The 18,203-nt window shown below is 45.5% G+C and carries 18 protein-coding genes; 1 reads left to right on the top strand and 17 read right to left on the bottom strand.

The genetic code is table 11. The features are described 5' to 3' along the window. The first annotated feature begins 125 nt into the window (after positions 1 to 125). A complete protein-coding gene (xseA, locus tag VHA02S_RS02390; protein ID WP_038898480.1) occupies positions 126 to 1,457 on the top strand; it encodes an exodeoxyribonuclease VII large subunit in 1,332 nt (443 codons plus the stop codon). Here the strand turns inward: xseA and VHA02S_RS25170 are convergent. The 17 genes from VHA02S_RS25170 to iscA form a co-directional block, all read right to left on the bottom strand. Beyond that, complete coding sequence (locus tag VHA02S_RS25170; protein ID WP_005447696.1) at positions 1,454 to 1,678, bottom strand: zinc ribbon domain-containing protein; 225 nt, start codon at positions 1,676 to 1,678, stop codon at positions 1,454 to 1,456. The two genes, xseA and VHA02S_RS25170, sit on opposite strands and share 4 nt — an antisense overlap. Positions 1,679 to 1,750: 72 nt before the next feature. Beyond that, positions 1,751 to 2,755 carry a GGDEF domain-containing protein gene (locus VHA02S_RS02385; RefSeq protein ID WP_005447698.1) on the bottom strand — a complete coding sequence of 335 codons (1,005 nt, stop codon included), beginning with the start codon at positions 2,753 to 2,755 and terminating at the stop codon, positions 1,751 to 1,753. Between the two features lie 294 nt (positions 2,756 to 3,049). Continuing rightward, positions 3,050 to 3,919: an alanyl-tRNA editing protein gene (locus tag VHA02S_RS02380; protein ID WP_038898532.1), complete on the bottom strand. Its 870-nt coding sequence runs from the start codon at positions 3,917 to 3,919 to the stop codon at positions 3,050 to 3,052. Positions 3,920 to 4,012: 93 nt separating this feature from the next. Then, positions 4,013 to 5,509 carry a ribosome biogenesis GTPase Der gene (gene der, locus VHA02S_RS02375; RefSeq protein WP_009697676.1) on the bottom strand — a complete coding sequence of 499 codons (1,497 nt, stop codon included), beginning with the start codon at positions 5,507 to 5,509 and terminating at the stop codon, positions 4,013 to 4,015. A 181-nt stretch (positions 5,510 to 5,690) separates the two neighbouring features. Next, positions 5,691 to 6,851 carry an outer membrane protein assembly factor BamB gene (gene bamB / locus VHA02S_RS02370; protein WP_005447701.1) on the bottom strand — a complete coding sequence of 387 codons (1,161 nt, stop codon included), beginning with the start codon at positions 6,849 to 6,851 and terminating at the stop codon, positions 5,691 to 5,693. Positions 6,852 to 6,863: 12 nt separating this feature from the next. Beyond that, on the bottom strand, positions 6,864 to 7,478 hold the full coding sequence (locus VHA02S_RS02365; protein WP_009697674.1) for a YfgM family protein: 615 nt from the start codon (positions 7,476 to 7,478) through the stop codon (positions 6,864 to 6,866). 126 nt (positions 7,479 to 7,604) lie between these two features. Next, positions 7,605 to 8,873 (bottom strand): histidine--tRNA ligase, encoded by a 1,269-nt coding sequence (hisS, locus tag VHA02S_RS02360; RefSeq protein WP_005447704.1) that lies wholly within the window; start codon positions 8,871 to 8,873, stop codon positions 7,605 to 7,607. A gap of 55 nt (positions 8,874 to 8,928) precedes the next feature. Continuing rightward, positions 8,929 to 10,047 (bottom strand): flavodoxin-dependent (E)-4-hydroxy-3-methylbut-2-enyl-diphosphate synthase, encoded by a 1,119-nt coding sequence (ispG, locus tag VHA02S_RS02355; protein WP_005424674.1) that lies wholly within the window; start codon positions 10,045 to 10,047, stop codon positions 8,929 to 8,931. Between the two features lie 5 nt (positions 10,048 to 10,052). Further along, positions 10,053 to 11,018: a cytoskeleton protein RodZ gene (rodZ, locus tag VHA02S_RS02350; protein WP_038898478.1), complete on the bottom strand. Its 966-nt coding sequence runs from the start codon at positions 11,016 to 11,018 to the stop codon at positions 10,053 to 10,055. A gap of 418 nt (positions 11,019 to 11,436) precedes the next feature. After that, a complete protein-coding gene (gene rlmN, locus VHA02S_RS02345) occupies positions 11,437 to 12,564 on the bottom strand; it encodes a dual-specificity RNA methyltransferase RlmN (RefSeq protein ID WP_009697672.1) in 1,128 nt (375 codons plus the stop codon). A gap of 210 nt (positions 12,565 to 12,774) precedes the next feature. Then, the gene (gene ndk / locus VHA02S_RS02340) at positions 12,775 to 13,200 is read right to left on the bottom strand and encodes a nucleoside-diphosphate kinase (RefSeq protein WP_005440311.1); all 426 of its coding nucleotides are present in this window, start codon (positions 13,198 to 13,200) and stop codon (positions 12,775 to 12,777) included. 100 nt (positions 13,201 to 13,300) lie between these two features. After that, complete coding sequence (gene pepB, locus VHA02S_RS02335; RefSeq protein WP_005447710.1) at positions 13,301 to 14,599, bottom strand: aminopeptidase PepB; 1,299 nt, start codon at positions 14,597 to 14,599, stop codon at positions 13,301 to 13,303. A 172-nt stretch (positions 14,600 to 14,771) separates the two neighbouring features. After that, complete coding sequence (iscX, locus tag VHA02S_RS02330; RefSeq protein ID WP_005424887.1) at positions 14,772 to 14,966, bottom strand: Fe-S cluster assembly protein IscX; 195 nt, start codon at positions 14,964 to 14,966, stop codon at positions 14,772 to 14,774. 44 nt (positions 14,967 to 15,010) lie between these two features. Then, the gene (gene fdx / locus VHA02S_RS02325; protein ID WP_005424889.1) at positions 15,011 to 15,349 is read right to left on the bottom strand and encodes an ISC system 2Fe-2S type ferredoxin; all 339 of its coding nucleotides are present in this window, start codon (positions 15,347 to 15,349) and stop codon (positions 15,011 to 15,013) included. Between the two features lie 13 nt (positions 15,350 to 15,362). Then, positions 15,363 to 17,216: a Fe-S protein assembly chaperone HscA gene (gene hscA / locus VHA02S_RS02320; protein ID WP_005447712.1), complete on the bottom strand. Its 1,854-nt coding sequence runs from the start codon at positions 17,214 to 17,216 to the stop codon at positions 15,363 to 15,365. 21 nt (positions 17,217 to 17,237) lie between these two features. Continuing rightward, positions 17,238 to 17,753, bottom strand: a complete 516-nt coding sequence (gene hscB / locus VHA02S_RS02315; RefSeq protein ID WP_005447715.1) for a co-chaperone HscB — start codon at positions 17,751 to 17,753, stop codon at positions 17,238 to 17,240. Positions 17,754 to 17,808: 55 nt separating this feature from the next. Next, positions 17,809 to 18,132: an iron-sulfur cluster assembly protein IscA gene (gene iscA / locus VHA02S_RS02310; RefSeq protein WP_005424893.1), complete on the bottom strand. Its 324-nt coding sequence runs from the start codon at positions 18,130 to 18,132 to the stop codon at positions 17,809 to 17,811. Positions 18,133 to 18,203: the final 71 nt, after the last annotated feature.

Below are 18,203 nucleotides of genomic sequence, written 5' to 3'. Positions count from 1 at the left end.
GCGGAGGGATTATACGGTTAACGCAATCGCTTGACCACAAATTTTTTAATTTTTTTCTTGCAATTACCCCCTTGATATGTATTATATTGCCGCTAATTTCCATACTCACGTCTACGGAATTAGCTGTGCTCTCCCAGACCAATCAAAACATCTTCACTGTTTCTCGTCTCAATGCCGAAGTGCGTCTGCTGCTCGAAAACGAAATGGGGATCGTCTGGCTTGTCGGAGAGATATCCAACTTTTCAGCTCCCGTCTCTGGTCACTGGTACCTCACTCTTAAAGATTCTCGCGCTCAAGTTAAATGTGCCATGTTCCGTGGTAACAATCGTCGCGTCACTTTCAAACCTGCTAACGGCAATCAAGTATTAGTTAAAGCACGTCTGTCTCTGTACGAGCCTCGTGGTGACTATCAATTGATCATTGAGAGCATGCAGCCTGAAGGTGATGGTCGTCTGCAACAAGAGTTCGAAGCACTTAAGATGAAATTGGCAGCAGAAGGTTTGTTTGCTCAAACCAATAAGCAGCCTTTACCTGAGCACCCAAAACGCGTTGGTGTGATCACCTCAAAAACCGGTGCAGCACTGTACGACATCTTAGACGTATTGAAACGTCGTGATCCTTCCCTACCCGTGGTGGTTTACCCAACCATGGTGCAAGGTGAAGAAGCCGCGATTCAAATTGCGCAGGCAATCGGCCGTGCAAACAGTCGTGACGAATGTGATGTATTAATTGTTGGTCGTGGTGGCGGTTCGTTAGAAGACCTTTGGTGCTTTAACAACGAAATCCTTGCTCGCACTATTGCAGCAAGCCAAATTCCGATCATCAGTGCAGTTGGTCATGAGGTTGACGTGACAATTGCTGACTTTGTTGCGGACATGCGAGCGCCGACTCCATCAGCGGCGGCTGAATTGGTAAGCCGCGATAACAGCCACAAAGATCAAGCTTTGGTGACTCGCCAACATAAGCTAGCCAGTGCAATGCGTTACTACCTAGCGCAACAAAAACAGCAATCGGCTCAACTGATGCACCGTTTAGATCGCCAGCATCCAAGCTATCAATTGCAGCGTCAGACGCAACAACTTGATGAGTTGGAAATGCGCCTACAACGCGCAATGCAACGATTTATCACGACACGCCAACAAGCAGTTGAGCGTAAACATCATCGTCTACAACTGAACTCACCAGTAAAACATTTGGCTGAGCAGAAGTCGAAGCTTGACCGCGTTGAGCAAAAGCTAATGGATGCAATGGATCGCAAGTTACTGACTATGCGTCACCAACTGGCAATCGCGGCAGAGAAGCTAGATACGGTAAGCCCACTGGCAACACTAAAACGTGGCTACTCAATTACTCAAACTGAGCAAGGTCAGGTTGTTACCCAAGCAAAGGATGTAAAAACGGGCGACGTTTTAGTCACCCGCTTATCTGATGGTGAGCTTCGCTCAACGGTTAATTAACTGACTTTTTGAAACTCAAATCGAACACGTGATTTCGATTTGAGTTCATTACAACTATTGCAGAAATAGTTTGCCGCACCACAAGCCTGTAGTTTTTCTAACTCCGCATCGCAATCTGGGCAAAACCCTACCTTCTTATAATCTGAGTCGCACTGATTACAGTGATATTGCCCAGTCCATTCCAGTTCTACGTCGCAAGTTGGGCAAATATTTGGTTGCATAACTTCCTCTAAATAACTTCAATTCACTGACTTACAGTCTAATCATAAGCCAGCTTAACGCTTTGATCTTTATCACGCTCGCTTAGCACGCTTGTTCTGATACATAGCAACATCAGCTTGTTGAATAAGCTGCTGCAACACTGCACGCTCACTAGCTGTACTACAAGAAGCGCCAATACTGGCTTTGACTTGATATTCTTCTAATTGGTAAATCTGATTAAGCTCATCCGCTAAACGAGAAACAAAGTGAAAGTAGGTCTGCTCATCTGGGAAACAACAAAAACCGACAAATTCATCACCACCGTAACGTCCGATCACCGAGCAAGAGCGAAAAGCTTGTTTTAAATGTTCAGCTACTAGTACTAAAACTTGATCACCAGTCTCATGACCAAATCGGTCATTAATATACTTAAACTCATCAATATCAACGAAGAAACAGGCGACTAAGGCATTACGACCACATTTACCGTTTATTTTCCGGTCAACTTCTGACAACAAAGCACGACGGTTAAAGCAGTGCGTGAGAGGATCTCGACTGGCATGAAAATGAAGCTGTTCTTCTAAACGGTATTTCTCTAGCGCAACGGCATACAAGGCAGCTAGCATTTCGAGCACTTCAAGTTCATAAGGGTGAGGTTTGGAAGGGACGTTACTGTAAATAGCAAATGTACCCAGAACATGACCATCCGATGCAATAATCGGCACTGACCAGCACGCATGAAGTTGGGCTTGTTGAGTGAGTTTAAGAAAAGGTGCCCAGTTAACATGATGATCGATATCGCTAACAACCACAGTTTGTTTTAAGAATGCAGCAGCACCACAAGACCCGACCTTTGGTCCAATGGGGACTCCTTCAATAGCTTGGTTGTAGAAATCAGGTAAATGCGGAGCAAATTCCAAGTGCAATGTATTGGTATCGGGGTGCAATCGAAGTATGGAAGCTTGCCTCTTACCGAATAGGTGTTCACTTAACTTAATAACCTCATTGTTGAGGCTATCGCGTTCCATTCCCAGAGCAAGCTTACCTAAAAGACGATTGACTGCTCGGTGAGCATCTAACAGTCTATCTTTATCCATAATGGCGTAATCATATCGTTATTATGTTTATTAACCTGAAATATAATAAATCTATTAATATGACACAGGTAACTAACTCACATTATGCGAACGCGGCACTATAAAAGATCGCATGCTGATCATCGGATATTACCCTTTTGATCAGCGATCACCCCTTAAAAGAATATTTATATAACCACATACCGAAAGCATAAGTTACATATTCTGTCTTTCAATTTAAAACAGAACTTAAAACCACACTTCCGAGAAAACAAACAAATAAACAGAATATAATAAAAAGATCAAAAAGCTAAATTAGCGAATTACATCGGTGTGCATTTCGATGGTTTGTGAGTCTATCTCCACCAGTGTTACTTGGATGGAACCAAAGTCATTCAAATGGCTCGCATGCGTTCCCCCACAAGGGATGAAAGCGATTTCACCTTCGCCTAAATCACACTGCCAGTAACGTGAATCGGTAAGGTGTTCACCATGGCAATCGATGGTGATCGCAACGTCCCTTTTTAGCCAATCTCTCAACAGAACATTCACCTGTTGTTCGATGCTTTTTAGGTCAGACAGCATATCTGCACTGTTTAACCCCCTTTTACGGAGTGTTTTACCTAAACGATAGGTATCCAAACATTTATCTGAGGTAACAAAGCTGGTCTCTTGGGCATAGCTGTTGAAGTCATAATTACCATGTGGGTCTTTACGATCTGCATCTTTTCGCCAATAGTTTTGTGCAAGTACCTTGTTGAGCGCAAGGTATGCGATGTGCCCAGCACTATGACCACGACTCAGTGACAGTTGGTATTCCTTATCTACTTCTAGTAATGCAGCATCACCAACGGCAACAGCTTCTGTACGTGGCAACACATGTACCACAACAAACACCCACCCTTCCGTATCACGTTTTACCGGAATTTCAGTACCGACGAACAACTTTCCACTCGCAAGTTCTACCGCACCAACTTGGCAATCGACCACTTCAAAGCTCATGCCCTTAATAGTTAGTGTGCCTTTGTCAGCGGGATGATCTGGCCAAATGTGGCTGACAGGATGAAAAGGGGTCTCCTCAGTAACAACGTAAGTGACTTCTTCAGTTGAGTGAGAAAGTTGTACTGGTGCTTCCAGTTGCCAAGTTTGATGACAGAAGCGAGTTTTGGTAGCTGTGATCGTCATGTTAGTCATACTTCTAATGCATTGGTTCGAGCAAAAATCTGCTTATAAAAAAATACCCAAGTCGAAACTTGGGTATTCAGAAAATCTTAGCGATTACTTGTTGCGGTTTTTCACCGCAGACATCATACGCTTGCGCTTACGTTCTTGAGACAGCGTTAGCTTGTTTGTACGGTTTTCGTACGGGTTATCGCTGTTCTGGAAGTTAATACGGATTGGTGTACCCATGATTTCCAGAGACTTGCGGAAGTAGTTCATCAAGTAACGCTTGTACGAATCTGGTAGATCGCGAACCATATTACCGTGAATAACTACGATTGGTGGGTTGTAACCACCCGCGTGCGCATATTTCAGTTTGATACGGCGACCACGAACCATTGGCGGTTGGTGATCGTCTGTTGCCATCTTCATGATACGAGTTAGAACAGAAGTACCAACACGTGTCGTTGCTGACTTGTACGCTTCTTGAATCGATTCGAACAAGTGACCAACGCCTGTACCGTGAAGCGCAGAGATAAAGTGAATACGTGCAAAATCAACGAAACCTAAACGGCGGTCGAGTTCTTTCTTCACGTTCTCTTTCACTTCGTTATCTAGACCATCCCACTTGTTCACGGCTAGTACGATTGAACGACCTGCGTTCAATGCAAAGCCAAGTAGACTCAAGTCTTGATCAGAAATGTTTTCGCGCGCGTCGATAACCAATAGAACCACGTTTGCGTCTTCTACGGCTTTCAGTGTTTTAACAACAGAGAACTTCTCTACTGTTTCGTTGATACGACCACGACGACGTACGCCTGCAGTATCGATCAACACGTATTCACGACCATCACGTTCCATTGGGATATAGATAGAGTCACGAGTGGTGCCTGGCATGTCGTATACCACGACGCGCTCTTCACCAAGAATACGGTTTGTTAGTGTTGATTTACCAACGTTTGGACGACCAATGATTGCCAATTTGATTGGCTGGTCTTGCAAACGTTTGAACTCCGCTTCAGCATCTTCTTCGGTGTAATCTTCAATCGCTAGCTCTTCATCTTCGAATTCAGTCAGATCTTCAATCTCACCTTCTTCAGATTCGCTTGCTAGAAGATCATCGAAAAATGGCGCTAACGCTCGTTCCAACAATGCTGTCACACCACGACCGTGTGCCGCAGCGATTTGGTACATGTCATCAACACCAAGTTGCCAGAAATCGGCACAAGCAGCATCAGCATCAATACCATCGATCTTGTTTACTACCAGCATTGCTGGTTTTTCGATTTTACGCAGATGCGCGGCAATCGCTTCATCCGATGGTGTTAATCCAGCACGACCGTCAACAAGGAATAGCACTACGTCAGCTTCATCAATCGCTGCTAACGATTGTTCCGCCATCTTTGTTTCTACACCTTCTTCCGTGCCATCAATACCGCCGGTATCAATAACGATGAATTCATGTTCTTCGCCAAGGCGAGCTTGGCCATATTTACGGTCTCGCGTTAGGCCAGGGAAGTCCGCAACCAACGCATCACGCGTACGTGTCAATCGGTTAAATAGTGTAGATTTACCTACGTTCGGACGCCCCACAAGAGCAACAACAGGTACCATAACAACCTCTACAATAATCTTTCTTCTGTAGTTATAGGTAACGACTTGCTTGATGCCAAATCAAACCAGCTTTTTACCTATAACCACGTCAGGAATAACGGTTAATAAATAAAAATTTCAAACAACAAAACGGCTCCTAACTGTTACCAGCCAGGAGCCGAATGTGAATTATATCACGATATTATTCGTTGATGGTTAGTTTCTTTACATCGCCATTGCGAGTTGTAATCACGTAACCATCAGACAATAGTGTCGGACCAACAGCAAAACCACTGTCATCGACATATTGTTGTGCAACGAATTCGCCAGTCGAACGATCCATCCAGTGTAGGTAACCTAATGTGTCACCTACCACTAGATAGTTATCAACAATCACTGGGGCAGTAAGCTGGCGGTATTCCAACTTGCTGTTTTCCCAAAGCTCTGTACCGCTGCGTGCATCTACTGCAACTACGTGATCTTTTTCTGTGATCACGAAGATACGGCTACCGTCTGTAGCAATATCAGTTGCTGACGAGTAGTTACGCTTCCAAATTGGATTTGCAGAACGTAAGTCGATTGCAATAAGTTGACCGTTGTAACCAACAGTGAAAAGAGTGCCGCCCAGTACAATCGGTGAAGAATCAACGTCTACAAGACGATCGATTTCCGTAGCACCTTTTGGAGTGCCTACTGGTTGTTGCCAGATCAATTGACCACGTTCAACAATTGCCGCAGCTAGTCGACCGTTTGCTGTCCCCCAGAATACACCACCACCAATAGCCGTTGGCGTGCTATCGCCACGCAGCGTTAGGTTTGGAACTTCTGTGCTCAGCGCCCAGCGTTGCTCACCAGTACTTTCATCCAAAGCAATCAAAGTGCCTCGGCTAGTATTTACAATGATCAAACCAGAGTCAGCGACGGGTTTCGCTAACACCTCACCACCTACTTCGATACGCCAGATGATGTCACCGGTTTCTTGGTCAAGTGCAATCACTTCACCATTTTCAGAACCAATGTAAAGGTGTTCATACGCAGCTGTGATACCACCAGAAAGGCGTGCAATCACATCTTCTTCTAGATCAGTTTGCCATTTGAGCTTACCGTTTTCTGGATCTAATGCTTTGACTAGACCATCACGACTTGCAACAAACAATGTGTCGTTAGCAACAACAGGAGACAGCTTCGAGAAATAATGACCTACGCCATCACCAATCGACGTTGACCATTCCGCACTTGGCGTAAACTGACTGTCTACCTGAGGCAATGGAGCCATGACAATGGTATCTTCCTCGCCAGCACAACCAGCCAGAATTCCCACTGTTAATGCCCCTAACAAGGCTTTCTTAAAGACTCTTTTCATCCAATGCGGTCCTTATTTCGCCAGGTCGTCCAATTTCATTTGTAGTGCAGGGCTAGCATCTGCAGCTTGTTGAGCTTCAGTGTATGCCGTGTATGCTGCCTCTTTGTCACCTTGACGAAGAGCGATATCACCACGAAGTTCTGCAATACGACCCGTCCATGCAGCGTCAGTTACTTTGCCTAGTTCTGCATTTGCAGCGTCAAAGTTGCCCATTTCTGCTTCAATACGCGCAATACGGTAGCTGATAAGTGGAGTTAGCGCGGCATCTTTAGTGTTGCTTTGAGCCCACTTAAGTTGCTCAAGTGCAGCTGAAAGATCTTTGGCATCTACTTGTACTTTTGCTAACTGAAGCGCAGCAAGTACTGAGTATTCTTTAACTTTGTTTGAGTCGATGAACGCTTGAATATCTGCTTGTGCGTCTGCACCTTTGGTTTGCAGGGCGTTCATTACTGTTGTGTAGCTTTGAGAAGCTGCTTCACTCGCCTGAATCACAGAATCCTGGTAGTAACGCCAGCCAAATAGACCACCTAAACCAACAACCGCACCGATGATGACGGCTTTGCCGTTTTCCTTCCACCAGTCTTTAATGGCTTCAACTTGTTGTTCTTCAGTATCGTAAAGTTCCACTTCCTGTCCTCTTAAAACATGTAAATGACAGCGAGGCTGCCATTGTTCCTATTTCGTCGAAAGGCTCCTATCTTGGGAGCCTTACTATTACGAATTAGGATTTTAATCTTTAGCTTATTAAAAGACTTAAATCAGTGCTGCGATCTTCTCAGCAACTTCTGTTTGGTTGTAAGTCTCTTGCTCACCACCCACCAAGTCTTTTAGTACTACGGTGTTTTCTGCAACTTCGTTTTCGCCCAGAACCAATGCTACTACAGCACCGACTTTATCTGCGCGCTTAAACTGTTTCTTGAAGTTACCACCACCGAAGTGACTCATCACACGAACGCCTGGAATAGCTTCACGAAGCTGTTCTGCTAGCTTCATACCAACCATCATTGTGCCTTCGCCTGCTGTCACAACGTAAACATCTACACTGCGACGAACGTCTGTTAGCTCTAGCGTTTCTAGCATCAGTACAAGGCGCTCTAGACCCATAGCAAAGCCAACGGCTGGTGTTGCACTGCCACCCAATTGTTCTACAAGACCATCGTAACGACCACCGCCACATACTGTACCTTGAGCACCTAGGCTCTCAGTGATCCATTCAAATACCGTGCGGTTGTAGTAATCCAGACCACGAACTAGACGCTCGTTAACTGTGTATTCGATACCTGCAGCGTCTAAAAGTTCACATAGACCTGCGAAGTGTGCTTTAGATTCTTCACCTAAGTACTCAGAAAGGCGAGGTGCATCACCTAAAATAGCCTGAACATCAGGGTTCTTAGTATCCAGAACTCGCAGTGGGTTCGTGTGCATGCGACGCTTACAATCTTCGTCTAGCACATCGATATGTTGCTCAAGGAATGCAACCAGTGCCGTGCGGTAGTCTGCGCGATCTTCTTGAGAACCGATAGAGTTAAGCTCAAGACGAACATGCTCATTGATACCCAGCTCACGCCATAGACGTGCAGTCATCATGATAAGCTCAGCATCAACGTCTGGACCATTTAGACCGAACACCTCAACACCACACTGGTGGAATTGACGGTAACGACCTTTCTGCGGACGCTCATGGCGGAACATAGGTCCCATGTACCACAGACGCTGTTCGTCACGGTTGATCAGACTGTTTTGAATACATGCACGCACACAACCCGCCGTACCTTCAGGGCGAAGTGTTAGGCTGTCTCCGTTACGATCATCAAAAGTGTACATTTCTTTTGAAACGACATCAGTCTCTTCACCAACCGCACGGCTGAATAGGTTTGTTTCTTCAACGATTGGCATGCGCACTTCGTTATAGCCGTATGCGCTCACAGTACTTTTTACTGCGTTTTCAAGTTTTTGCCACAGCGGAGACTGAGTTGGAAGGCAATCGTTCATGCCTCGGATTGCTTGGATTTTCTTTGCCACAATTATTACCGTCGCTTAGTAACCCGAGCACACTTAGTGTGCTCAAGCTATGAGATTAATCTTCTTGTTTGATATCGATGCGGTTAGCTTGATCTAATACAGATGCTTTCGCACGGATTTTCGCTTCTAGCTGATTCACTAGATCATCGTTGTCAAAACGCTCTTTCTGACGTTTTCCGTCTTCGTAGAATGCGCTCTTCTTGTTGCTGCCTGCCAGACCTAGGTGTGAAACCTCAGCTTCACCTGGGCCGTTTACGACACAGCCGATGATAGACACATCCATAGGTGTGATGATGTCTTCTAGGCGCTCTTCCAATGCGTTTACTGTGTTAATCACGTCGAATTCCTGACGTGAGCAGCTTGGACAGGCAATAAAGTTGATACCACGTGAGCGAATACGCAGAGACTTAAGAATATCAAAGCCAACTTTGATCTCTTCTACCGGATCTGCCGCCAACGAGATACGTAGCGTATCACCGATGCCTTCAGCTAAAAGCATACCAAGACCAACCGATGACTTCACAGCACCAGCTCTTGCACCACCAGCTTCGGTGATACCGAGGTGTAGTGGCTGGTCAATCTGCTTTGCCAATAGGCGGTATGAATCCACCGCTAGGAATACATCCGACGCTTTCACACTAACTTTGAACTGGTCAAAGTTAAGGCGGTCTAGATGATCCACATGACGCATCGCCGATTCCACCAATGCTTCTGGCGTTGGCTCACCGTATTTCATCTGCAGATCTTTTTCTAAAGAGCCACCGTTGACGCCAATACGGATTGGGATGTTTTTGTCACGGGCACAATCAACAACCGAACGAATACGCTCTTCGTTGCCAATGTTACCTGGGTTAATGCGCAAACAGTCAACACCGTACTCTGCCACTTTCAGTGCAATACGGTAGTCGAAGTGGATGTCCGCAACGAGCGGCACTGACACTTGCTGTTTGATAAGCTTAAAGGCTTCCGCCGCATCCATGGTAGGAACAGAAACACGTACAATGTCTGCACCCACTTTTTCTAATGCTCGGATTTGTGCGACTGTGGCTTCCACATCAGTCGTGCGAGTGTTTGTCATTGACTGTACAGCAATTGGTGCACCATCACCAATTGGCACATCACCCACATAAATACGCGTCGACTTACGACGAATAATTGGAGATTCGTGTTGCATAATATTTATAACGGTAAAGTGAATCTAGCTACTTTGCCTGAAGTATACCCAGAAAGGTCGACAGGTTCACTTGCAAATGTCATTGTTACGCCTTCAGGTGCGCCTAATATCACTTTAAACGGTGCTTTTCCGGCAAGTTCTACATCTTGACCCGGTTTGCGAGTACCACTTACCAGTGTTTTGCCGTTTGCGTCTTTAACTTGAATCCAGCAATCAGCTTCAAATTTCATAGTCAGTAACGTCATGCCTTCTGGAATAACTGGAGTTACTGGCTCTTCTGCCGCTTGAGCATCTTCGATAACCGCAACAGGCTCTTGAGCGGTTTCCTCAACAGCTTCAGCTGTCAGAGTTACTGTTGACTCAGCCATCCCCTCATCAGTCGCGCTCATTGTCGTATCAGCTTCAGAAACAACCGCTGGCGCAGCAGATACAGGAGCAATTTCAGCTGGAGTGCTTGCGATTAGCTCATCTGCGCTCATCTGATCGATATCAGCATCATTGGCAACATGTTCTGTTTCTGCCGTTTCAGAACTCAACTGTGCAAGGCTATTCTCTTGTTGGTTTTGCCACCACCATGCCGCGGAGATACCGGTAATCACGATCGCGATTGCCCAAGTCAGCAACATAATTCGGCTGTTGTGTTTCTCGTGCTTGGTTTTACGAGAGAAGCTTTGCATCTCTGTTTCTTGCGGCTTCACATGAACTTCAGATGTTTGCTCTAAAGCTGCCAAAACAATCTTTTCATCAAGACCAACAAGCTTTGCATACGAACGCAAATAGCCACGCGTGAATGTCGTGACCTGTTGTTCTTCAAATCGATTGTTTTCAATGTCTTCAATAACAGAAACGCGAAGTCTAAGGCGATCAGCAACGTGCTTCTGAGTCATGCCTAGAGATTCGCGTTTGTTTTTTAGTATTGTGCCTGCTTCCATAGAAAACGGCATTTCATTAGTCTTTTCGTGTTCTGTCATAATGGCGGTATTTAATCTGTTTGGTGGCTAACGCAGTTATTTATTTTCGTTTTTGTTCTAATTAAGCCTCACTTAAAGATAGCTAGCCTAAACGCGTTAACCAAAAATAATCTTTTAGAAATTCCCAGTAGTCAGAGTAAGAATGCTCGTCTTGCAATGGTTCAGCAAAGCGTATTGGAAAAATACTGAGAATAGTCAATGTCGTAGTTATATTTCACTCACCATGATAAGCGAATGTTTAACGAAGACAAAAACTCTTTGCTCTCAAATTAACAGATAGCTCAAGCTTTTGTCCAAAAATTGACACAGCAAAGTAAAATTAGCACCGTTCAGTCTGTCAGCATCAAATGACAATCCACTTGTAATAAACAAAATAGCCAGAGCATAAGGCTCTGGCTATTTCTTTATTCTTGGCGTCTTAAACCGCTTTTACATCGATAGTTTCAGCACCACGTGCTGCTTTTAAAGCTGCGGTACGTTTCGTACGGTCAATAACATCACCGACTAACTGACCACACGCAGCATCAATATCATCACCACGTGTTTTACGAACCGTTACGGTGTGGTCATATTGCATCAATGTTTTTTGGAAACGGTCAATACGTGAGTTACTTGGTTTCTTATAAGGTGAACCTGGGTACGGGTTAAATGGAATCAGGTTGATCTTGCATGGCGTATCTTTCATTAGCTCAGCCAACTCACGTGCGTGGTCCATGTCATCATTAACATGATCAAGCAGCACGTACTCTACCGTAACTTTACCGCGGTTAGCATTTGAAGACGCGATGTAACGGCGAACAGACGCGAGAAAATCTTGGATATCCCAACGGTCGTTGATCGGCATGATTTCACTACGTAGCTTGTCGTTTGGTGCATGAAGAGAAATCGCCAATGCTACATCAATTTTACCGGTCATCTGATCAAGACCAGAAACAACACCTGACGTTGATACGGTAACTCGACGCTTAGAAAGACCGAAACCAAGATCATCAAGCATGATTTCAAGCGCAGGGATAAGGTTCTTCATGTTAAGAAGTGGCTCACCCATCCCCATCATCACTACGTTAGTGATTGGACGGCGACCCGTTTCTTTCTGTAAGCCGATTTCACGTGCAGCACGCCATACCTGACCAATGATTTCAGATACTTTTAGGTTACGGTTGAAACCTTGTTGAGCGGTTGAACAGAACTTACACTCCAGCGCACAACCAACCTGAGAAGACACACATAATGTTGCGCGGTCATCTTCTGGGATGTAGACCGTTTCTACGTCTTGGTCACCCACCTTCATCGCCCACTTAATTGTGCCGTCTGAAGAATGTTGAGCCTCTGCTACCGTTGGTGCTTTGATTTCACACTTGTGCTGCAGTTTTTCACGTAGTTTCTTGTTGATGTTCGTCATGTTATCGAAGTCATCAACACCGAAATGGTAGATCCACTTCATAACCTGATCAGCACGGAACGCTTTTTCGCCTAGCTCTTCCGCGAAAAATTGACGCATGCCCTTGCGATCAAAGTCGAGTAGATTGATTTTTTCAGTGGTCATGTTGCCTCTCAATGACTGAAACAAGAATAAGGGCGCGAATTGTACAGCCTTTATGCAGCTACAACAAGGGCTGTAAGACCCCGACTTCGCTAAGGCATTAAAATCTTAATGATTAAATTTTAGCCAATTATTATCATTCATTCTTTCTAAGTAACAGATAAGAAAAAGCCCCGGAAAGATCCGAGGCTTAGGAAGCAAATTAGTACAAGATTAGCGAGGGCAAATCTCTGACTCAGGGAAGAAGTACTCGATTTCACGAGCTGCTGACTCAGGGCTATCCGAACCATGAACAGAGTTATGGCGCATGCTTAGTGCGTAATCGGCACGGATAGTGCCACATGCTGCTTCTTCTGGGTTTGTTTTGCCCATTAGCTCACGATAGCGTGCGATTGCATCTTCACCTTCAAGAACCTGAACCATGATAGGACCAGATGTCATGAACTCTTTCAGTGCAGGGAAAAAAGGTTTGCCTTCATGTTCTGCGTAAAAACCGCTCGCCTGTTCTTCTGTCAGATGAACCATTTTTGCAGCAACGATACGTAGACCCGCCTTTTCGATACGGTGGTAGATTTCACCAATCAGGTTGCGTTCTACAGCGTCGGGCTTAACAATTGAAAACGTTCTTTCTAGAGCCATAAAGTTTCCTTTTTGTACTTGTAATAATAGTTTTATATGAGTGACTTGCGTCTCTCTTAGTTATACCAGTACAGACGGGGTGTCTGCACTGGTAAAAGTCTTATTTTGCCGCTTGTTCGTTCAAGAAACGAGCAAGTGTGCGAACACCCATGCCTGTTGCGCCTGCAGCCCACTTATCAGACGCTGACTTACGGTACGTGCCTGCACAGTCAAAGTGCAACCAACCTTTCTTGTAATCCTCAACGAAGTAAGACAAGAATGCTGCCGCTGTACTTGCGCCAGGTGAGTAATCGCCAGAACTGATGTTAGATAGGTCAGCAAAGTTTGACGGCAGCATGCCACGGTGAAAATCAGCAAGAGGCAGTGGCCACAGACCTTCTTTCTCTTGGTTTGCCGCCGTTAGCGCTTGATGAGAAAGCTCATCATCAAAGCTCATTAATGCATGGTAATCGTTCCCTAGTGCATTCTTCGCTGCGCCCGTTAGGGTCGCACAGTCAATGATCAGTTCAGGGTTTTGCTCACTTGCGTAAATAAGACCATCAGCAAGAACCAAACGACCTTCTGCGTCGGTATTCATGATCTCAACGGTCTTACCATTTTTGTAAGTGATGATGTCGCCCAGTTTAAGTGCGCGACCAGAGACCATGTTCTCCGCACAACAAAGGATAAGCTTTACACGCTTATTAAGACCACGAAGAATAGCAAGACCAAGACCGCCAGTAATCGTACCTGAACCGCCCATATCCGCTTTCATTGCTGTCATGAAGTTTGATGGCTTCAAGCTGTAACCACCTGAATCAAAGGTGATGCCTTTACCTACTAGACATGCAAAGACTGGTGCGTTTTCATCGCCTGTTGGGTTGTAATCAAGTTGCAGCATTGCCGATGTGCGCTCAGAGCCACGACCTACGGCATAAATACCTTCCCAACCTTCAGAAAGCAGATCTTTATCTTTAACGATACGAGCCGTTACTGTACCTTGTGGCGCGATAGATTTGATGAATTCAGCTGCCATGGTTGCCAATTGACGTGGCGCCACTTCTTCTGCAGTTTTGTTGATGATATCGCGAGTAAAGTCCGTAGAAGTGATGCGAGCGTGAAGCTCTGCTTGGTCTTGCTCAGAAAGCTCAACCCATTCTAGTGTGCCGTGTTTTTTCGGGTTGCGGTAACCTTGGTGGAATGCCCAAACGCTCTCCAAATCCCAGTTATCACCAGCAAGTAAAACTGAACGAATTCCTTGGCCATCGAGTTGACGCGCTGCACGTTGAATCGCACCAAGATCGTGACCTTCACCTAGGTGAATGGTTGCGCCATTCTCAGCGAAAGAAAGCAGTGCTTTGTCGCCCCAATGTGGTGCCGCTGGTTCTTGGCTAAGAAATACAGACATCTGTGTAGACATGGTTTCTCCTTGTCTTATAACGGCGTTGCCTACGCCTCTTCTTTTTTAATAACTAACGGATGTTAGCATTATGTAGGGTAAAAATGTCAACTTGATAAAAAAACGGACCTAAAGGTCCGCTTTTTTTAGTGAGAATTGTTAACTCTGCTGCGTTTTACCGCCGAATTGAGCATTAATCTGCTTCGTCCATCCAGCACAAGATAACCGCTTCTAGAATCTTTTCATTACAATGGTTTGGCTCATCGTCAAACTCATCCAACTCCATGATCCATTGGTGAAGATCGGTAAAACGTACGGTTTTAGGATCTAAGTCGGGAAACTTGTCACAAAGCTCAATCGCGATATCGCGAGAATCTGTCCATTTCATTGCTCATCTTCCTTTTGCTTCGCCCCTATGTTGGGGAGATAGTATTAGTGATCTTCCGACGCGTGGTTTAGCGTGTATTTTGGAATTTCAACAACCAAATCTTCATCCGCTACTTTTGCTTGGCAACCAAGACGAGATTCAGGCTCTAGACCCCATGCTTTATCTAGCATGTCATCTTCTAGCTCTTCACTCTCTTCTAGCGAATCAAAACCTTCACGAATGATCACGTGGCAGGTAGTACATGCACATGACTTTTCACATGCGTGTTCGATACCAATGCCATTTTTTAGCGCTACGTCTAGAACGGTGTCACCAGTGTTTGCTTCCAACACTGCACCCTCTGGGCACAAATCTTCGTGTGGTAATACAATAATCTTAGGCATAACTACTTATCTCTTATATATCATTAACTGACTGACCTGACAGTGCAGCTCGAATCGATTTATCCATACGGCGCGACGCAAAATCTTGGCTTGCTTTGTCGGTGTCTTTGATGCCTTGCTCGATAGCGTCCGCATCTTCGCCGTTGCGCAGTTCAATCAGCGCTTCAATCACTTTTAATAGGTCTTGTTTCTCTTGGTCTGATAGTAGTTCATCACCATCAGCTTGCATCGCAGCAATCAAACCTTCAATCACACGATCCGCTTCTACGCGCTGCTCAGCCAGTGCGCGAGCTTGCATGTCTTCTTTCGCGTAAGTCATCGAGTCACGCAGCATGTTTGCGACTTCGTCATCGCTTAAACCGTAAGAAGGTTTCACTTGGATTTCAGCCTGAACACCCGTGCTCTTTTCCATCGCAGTAACAGACAACAGACCATCAGCGTCCACTTGGTACGTCACGCGAATGTGTGCAGCACCAGCCGCCATCGGTGGAATGCCTTTTAATGAGAAACGAGCCAGTGAACGACAGTCATCCACCATTTCTCGTTCACCTTGTACGGTGTGCACGCTCATTGCCGTTTGACCATCTTTGAACGTCGTAAACTCTTGCGCACGAGCCACAGGAATAGTGGTGTTACGTGGAATGATTTTCTCAACCAAGCCGCCCATGGTTTCAATACCAAGAGATAAAGGAATAACGTCCAGAAGCAGCATCTCAGAGTCAGGTTTGTTACCCGCTAGGATATCTGCTTGAATACCCGCGCCGATTGCAACAACTTCATCTGGGTTAATGCTTGTCAGTGGTGTACGACCGAAGAATTCGCCTACCATTTCACGAACAAGCAATGTGCGAGTTGAACCGCCAACCATAACCGCTTCAAGTACGTCTTCCGCATCCACATCCGCATCTTTCAATGCACGACGGCAAGACATCAGGGTTTTCTTCACTAGCGGACGAATCAGATCTTCGAACTGCTCGCGAGTCACAGAACCTTTCCAACCAAATACATCAACATCAACACTGTCTTGCTCAGAGAAAGCAATCTTAGTTGCTGTTGCAATGTTCAGTAGTGCACGGTTTTTCTCAGCAGAAAGCGGCGCTTCTAGACCAGCTTGCTCCATTAGGTAATCCGCTAATAGGTGGTCAAAATCATCACCACCTAGCGCAGAATCACCACCTGTTGCTAATACTTCAAATACGCCTTTTGACAAACGTAGGATGGAGATATCGAACGTACCGCCACCTAGATCGTAAACCGCAATCACGCCCTCTTGACCAGAGTCTAGGCCGTAAGCGATCGCTGCAGCTGTCGGCTCGTTAAGCAGACGTAGCACATGAAGCCCCGCCAATTTCGCCGCATCTTTTGTACCAGCACGTTGAGCATCATCAAAGTAAGCAGGAACAGTAATAACCACGCCAGCTAACTCGCCGCCGAGTGTCTCTTCTGCACGTTTTCCTAGTGCTTTAAGAATATCGGCAGACACTTCAATCGGGTTCTTGTCACCTTGTGCAGTTTGCAAAATAGGCAGACCGTTGTCGCTTTCTTTAAATTGGTAAGGCAAAGATGGGTAGCGAGCTTGAATGTCTTTTAGTGAACGACCAATTAGACGTTTTACCGAAATAATGGTGTTTTCTGGTTCTTGCTCTGCTTTTGCTTTTGCCTCGTAACCAACTAAAGCCGAGTCCTGTGCGTAGTTCACCACAGAAGGCAAAATGCTACGACCTTGATCGTCTGTCAGTGTGTTTGCGTCACCGCTGCGAACAGACGCAACCAAAGAGTTGGTAGTACCTAAGTCGATACCCGCTGCTAACTTGTGCTCATGAGGTGCCGAGCTTTGGCCCGGTTCTGCGATTTGAAGTAATGCCATGATGGGTCCTTGTCGCGCTAACTAGCCGAGGAGCTTGTCTTCAACCAGTTCAATTTCGTTCTTTAGCTTGGCAATGAATTTGAGTTTACGAACTCGGTCTGCAGCTTCCGCCCAAAGACCTTGGTCAAGTTCTTGTTCTACACTCGCCAAATGCTGTTTGTACATTTTGCTGACCTTAGAATCGAAGTCAAAAAGCGCTGATTCAGGATCAGAGCTGTCAGCAATGTCTTCCAGTTCTTCACGCAGTTCCATTTGTTCCATTAGGAACATCGGGTCTTGCATGGTTTGTTGCTCACCACGAATTTCTGTGCCGTTTTCTGCCAATATGTATTCAGCGCGAGAGATTGGATGCTTAAGTATTTGATACGCATCGTTGATTTGCGCTGCTTTTTGAACAGCCATCAAGCGATCACGCTCTGAGGCAGTCGCAAAGTTGTCTGGGTGGAAGCGTTTTTGTAGTTCTCGGAACTGAGAAGAAAGAAGGCTACCATCCAGCTGAAACTGACTTGGTAGCCCAAATAATTCAAAGTGATTCATTAAGATCGGGTCCTAGTAAAGCCTTCTGGACTCGCTTGCCCAGAAGGACAGTCAATTAGACGTTGAAGCTTTCACCACAACCACATTCACTTTTCGCGTTAGGGTTGTTGAATTCAAAACCTTCATTCAACCCTTCCTTAACGTAATCCAGCTCAGTACCGTCTAGGTATACTAGGCTTTTCTTATCAATGATGATCTTTACATCCGACAGTTCAAAAACTTCATCTTCTTCGTTTAGATCATCAACAAACTCAAGAACGTAAGCCATGCCGGAACAGCCTGTCGTCTTCACTCCAAGACGCAAACCGATACCTTTACCTCGGTTATCTAGGAATGCTTTTACGCGACTTGCCGCTGATTCTGTCATTGTGATGGCCATACTGCACCTTAGTCTGTCTAAATTACGTTTTGGAATGGGAGCATTTCAAGGGCTCCCATTATATACGGAAT

Source organism: Vibrio harveyi NBRC 15634 = ATCC 14126 = KCTC 12724 (genome assembly GCF_001591145.1).
GTDB classification, from domain to species: Bacteria; Pseudomonadota; Gammaproteobacteria; order Enterobacterales; family Vibrionaceae; genus Vibrio; species Vibrio harveyi.
Note: the sequence above shows the minus strand (reverse complement) of the source record. Positions and strands in the feature narration are given on the sequence as shown.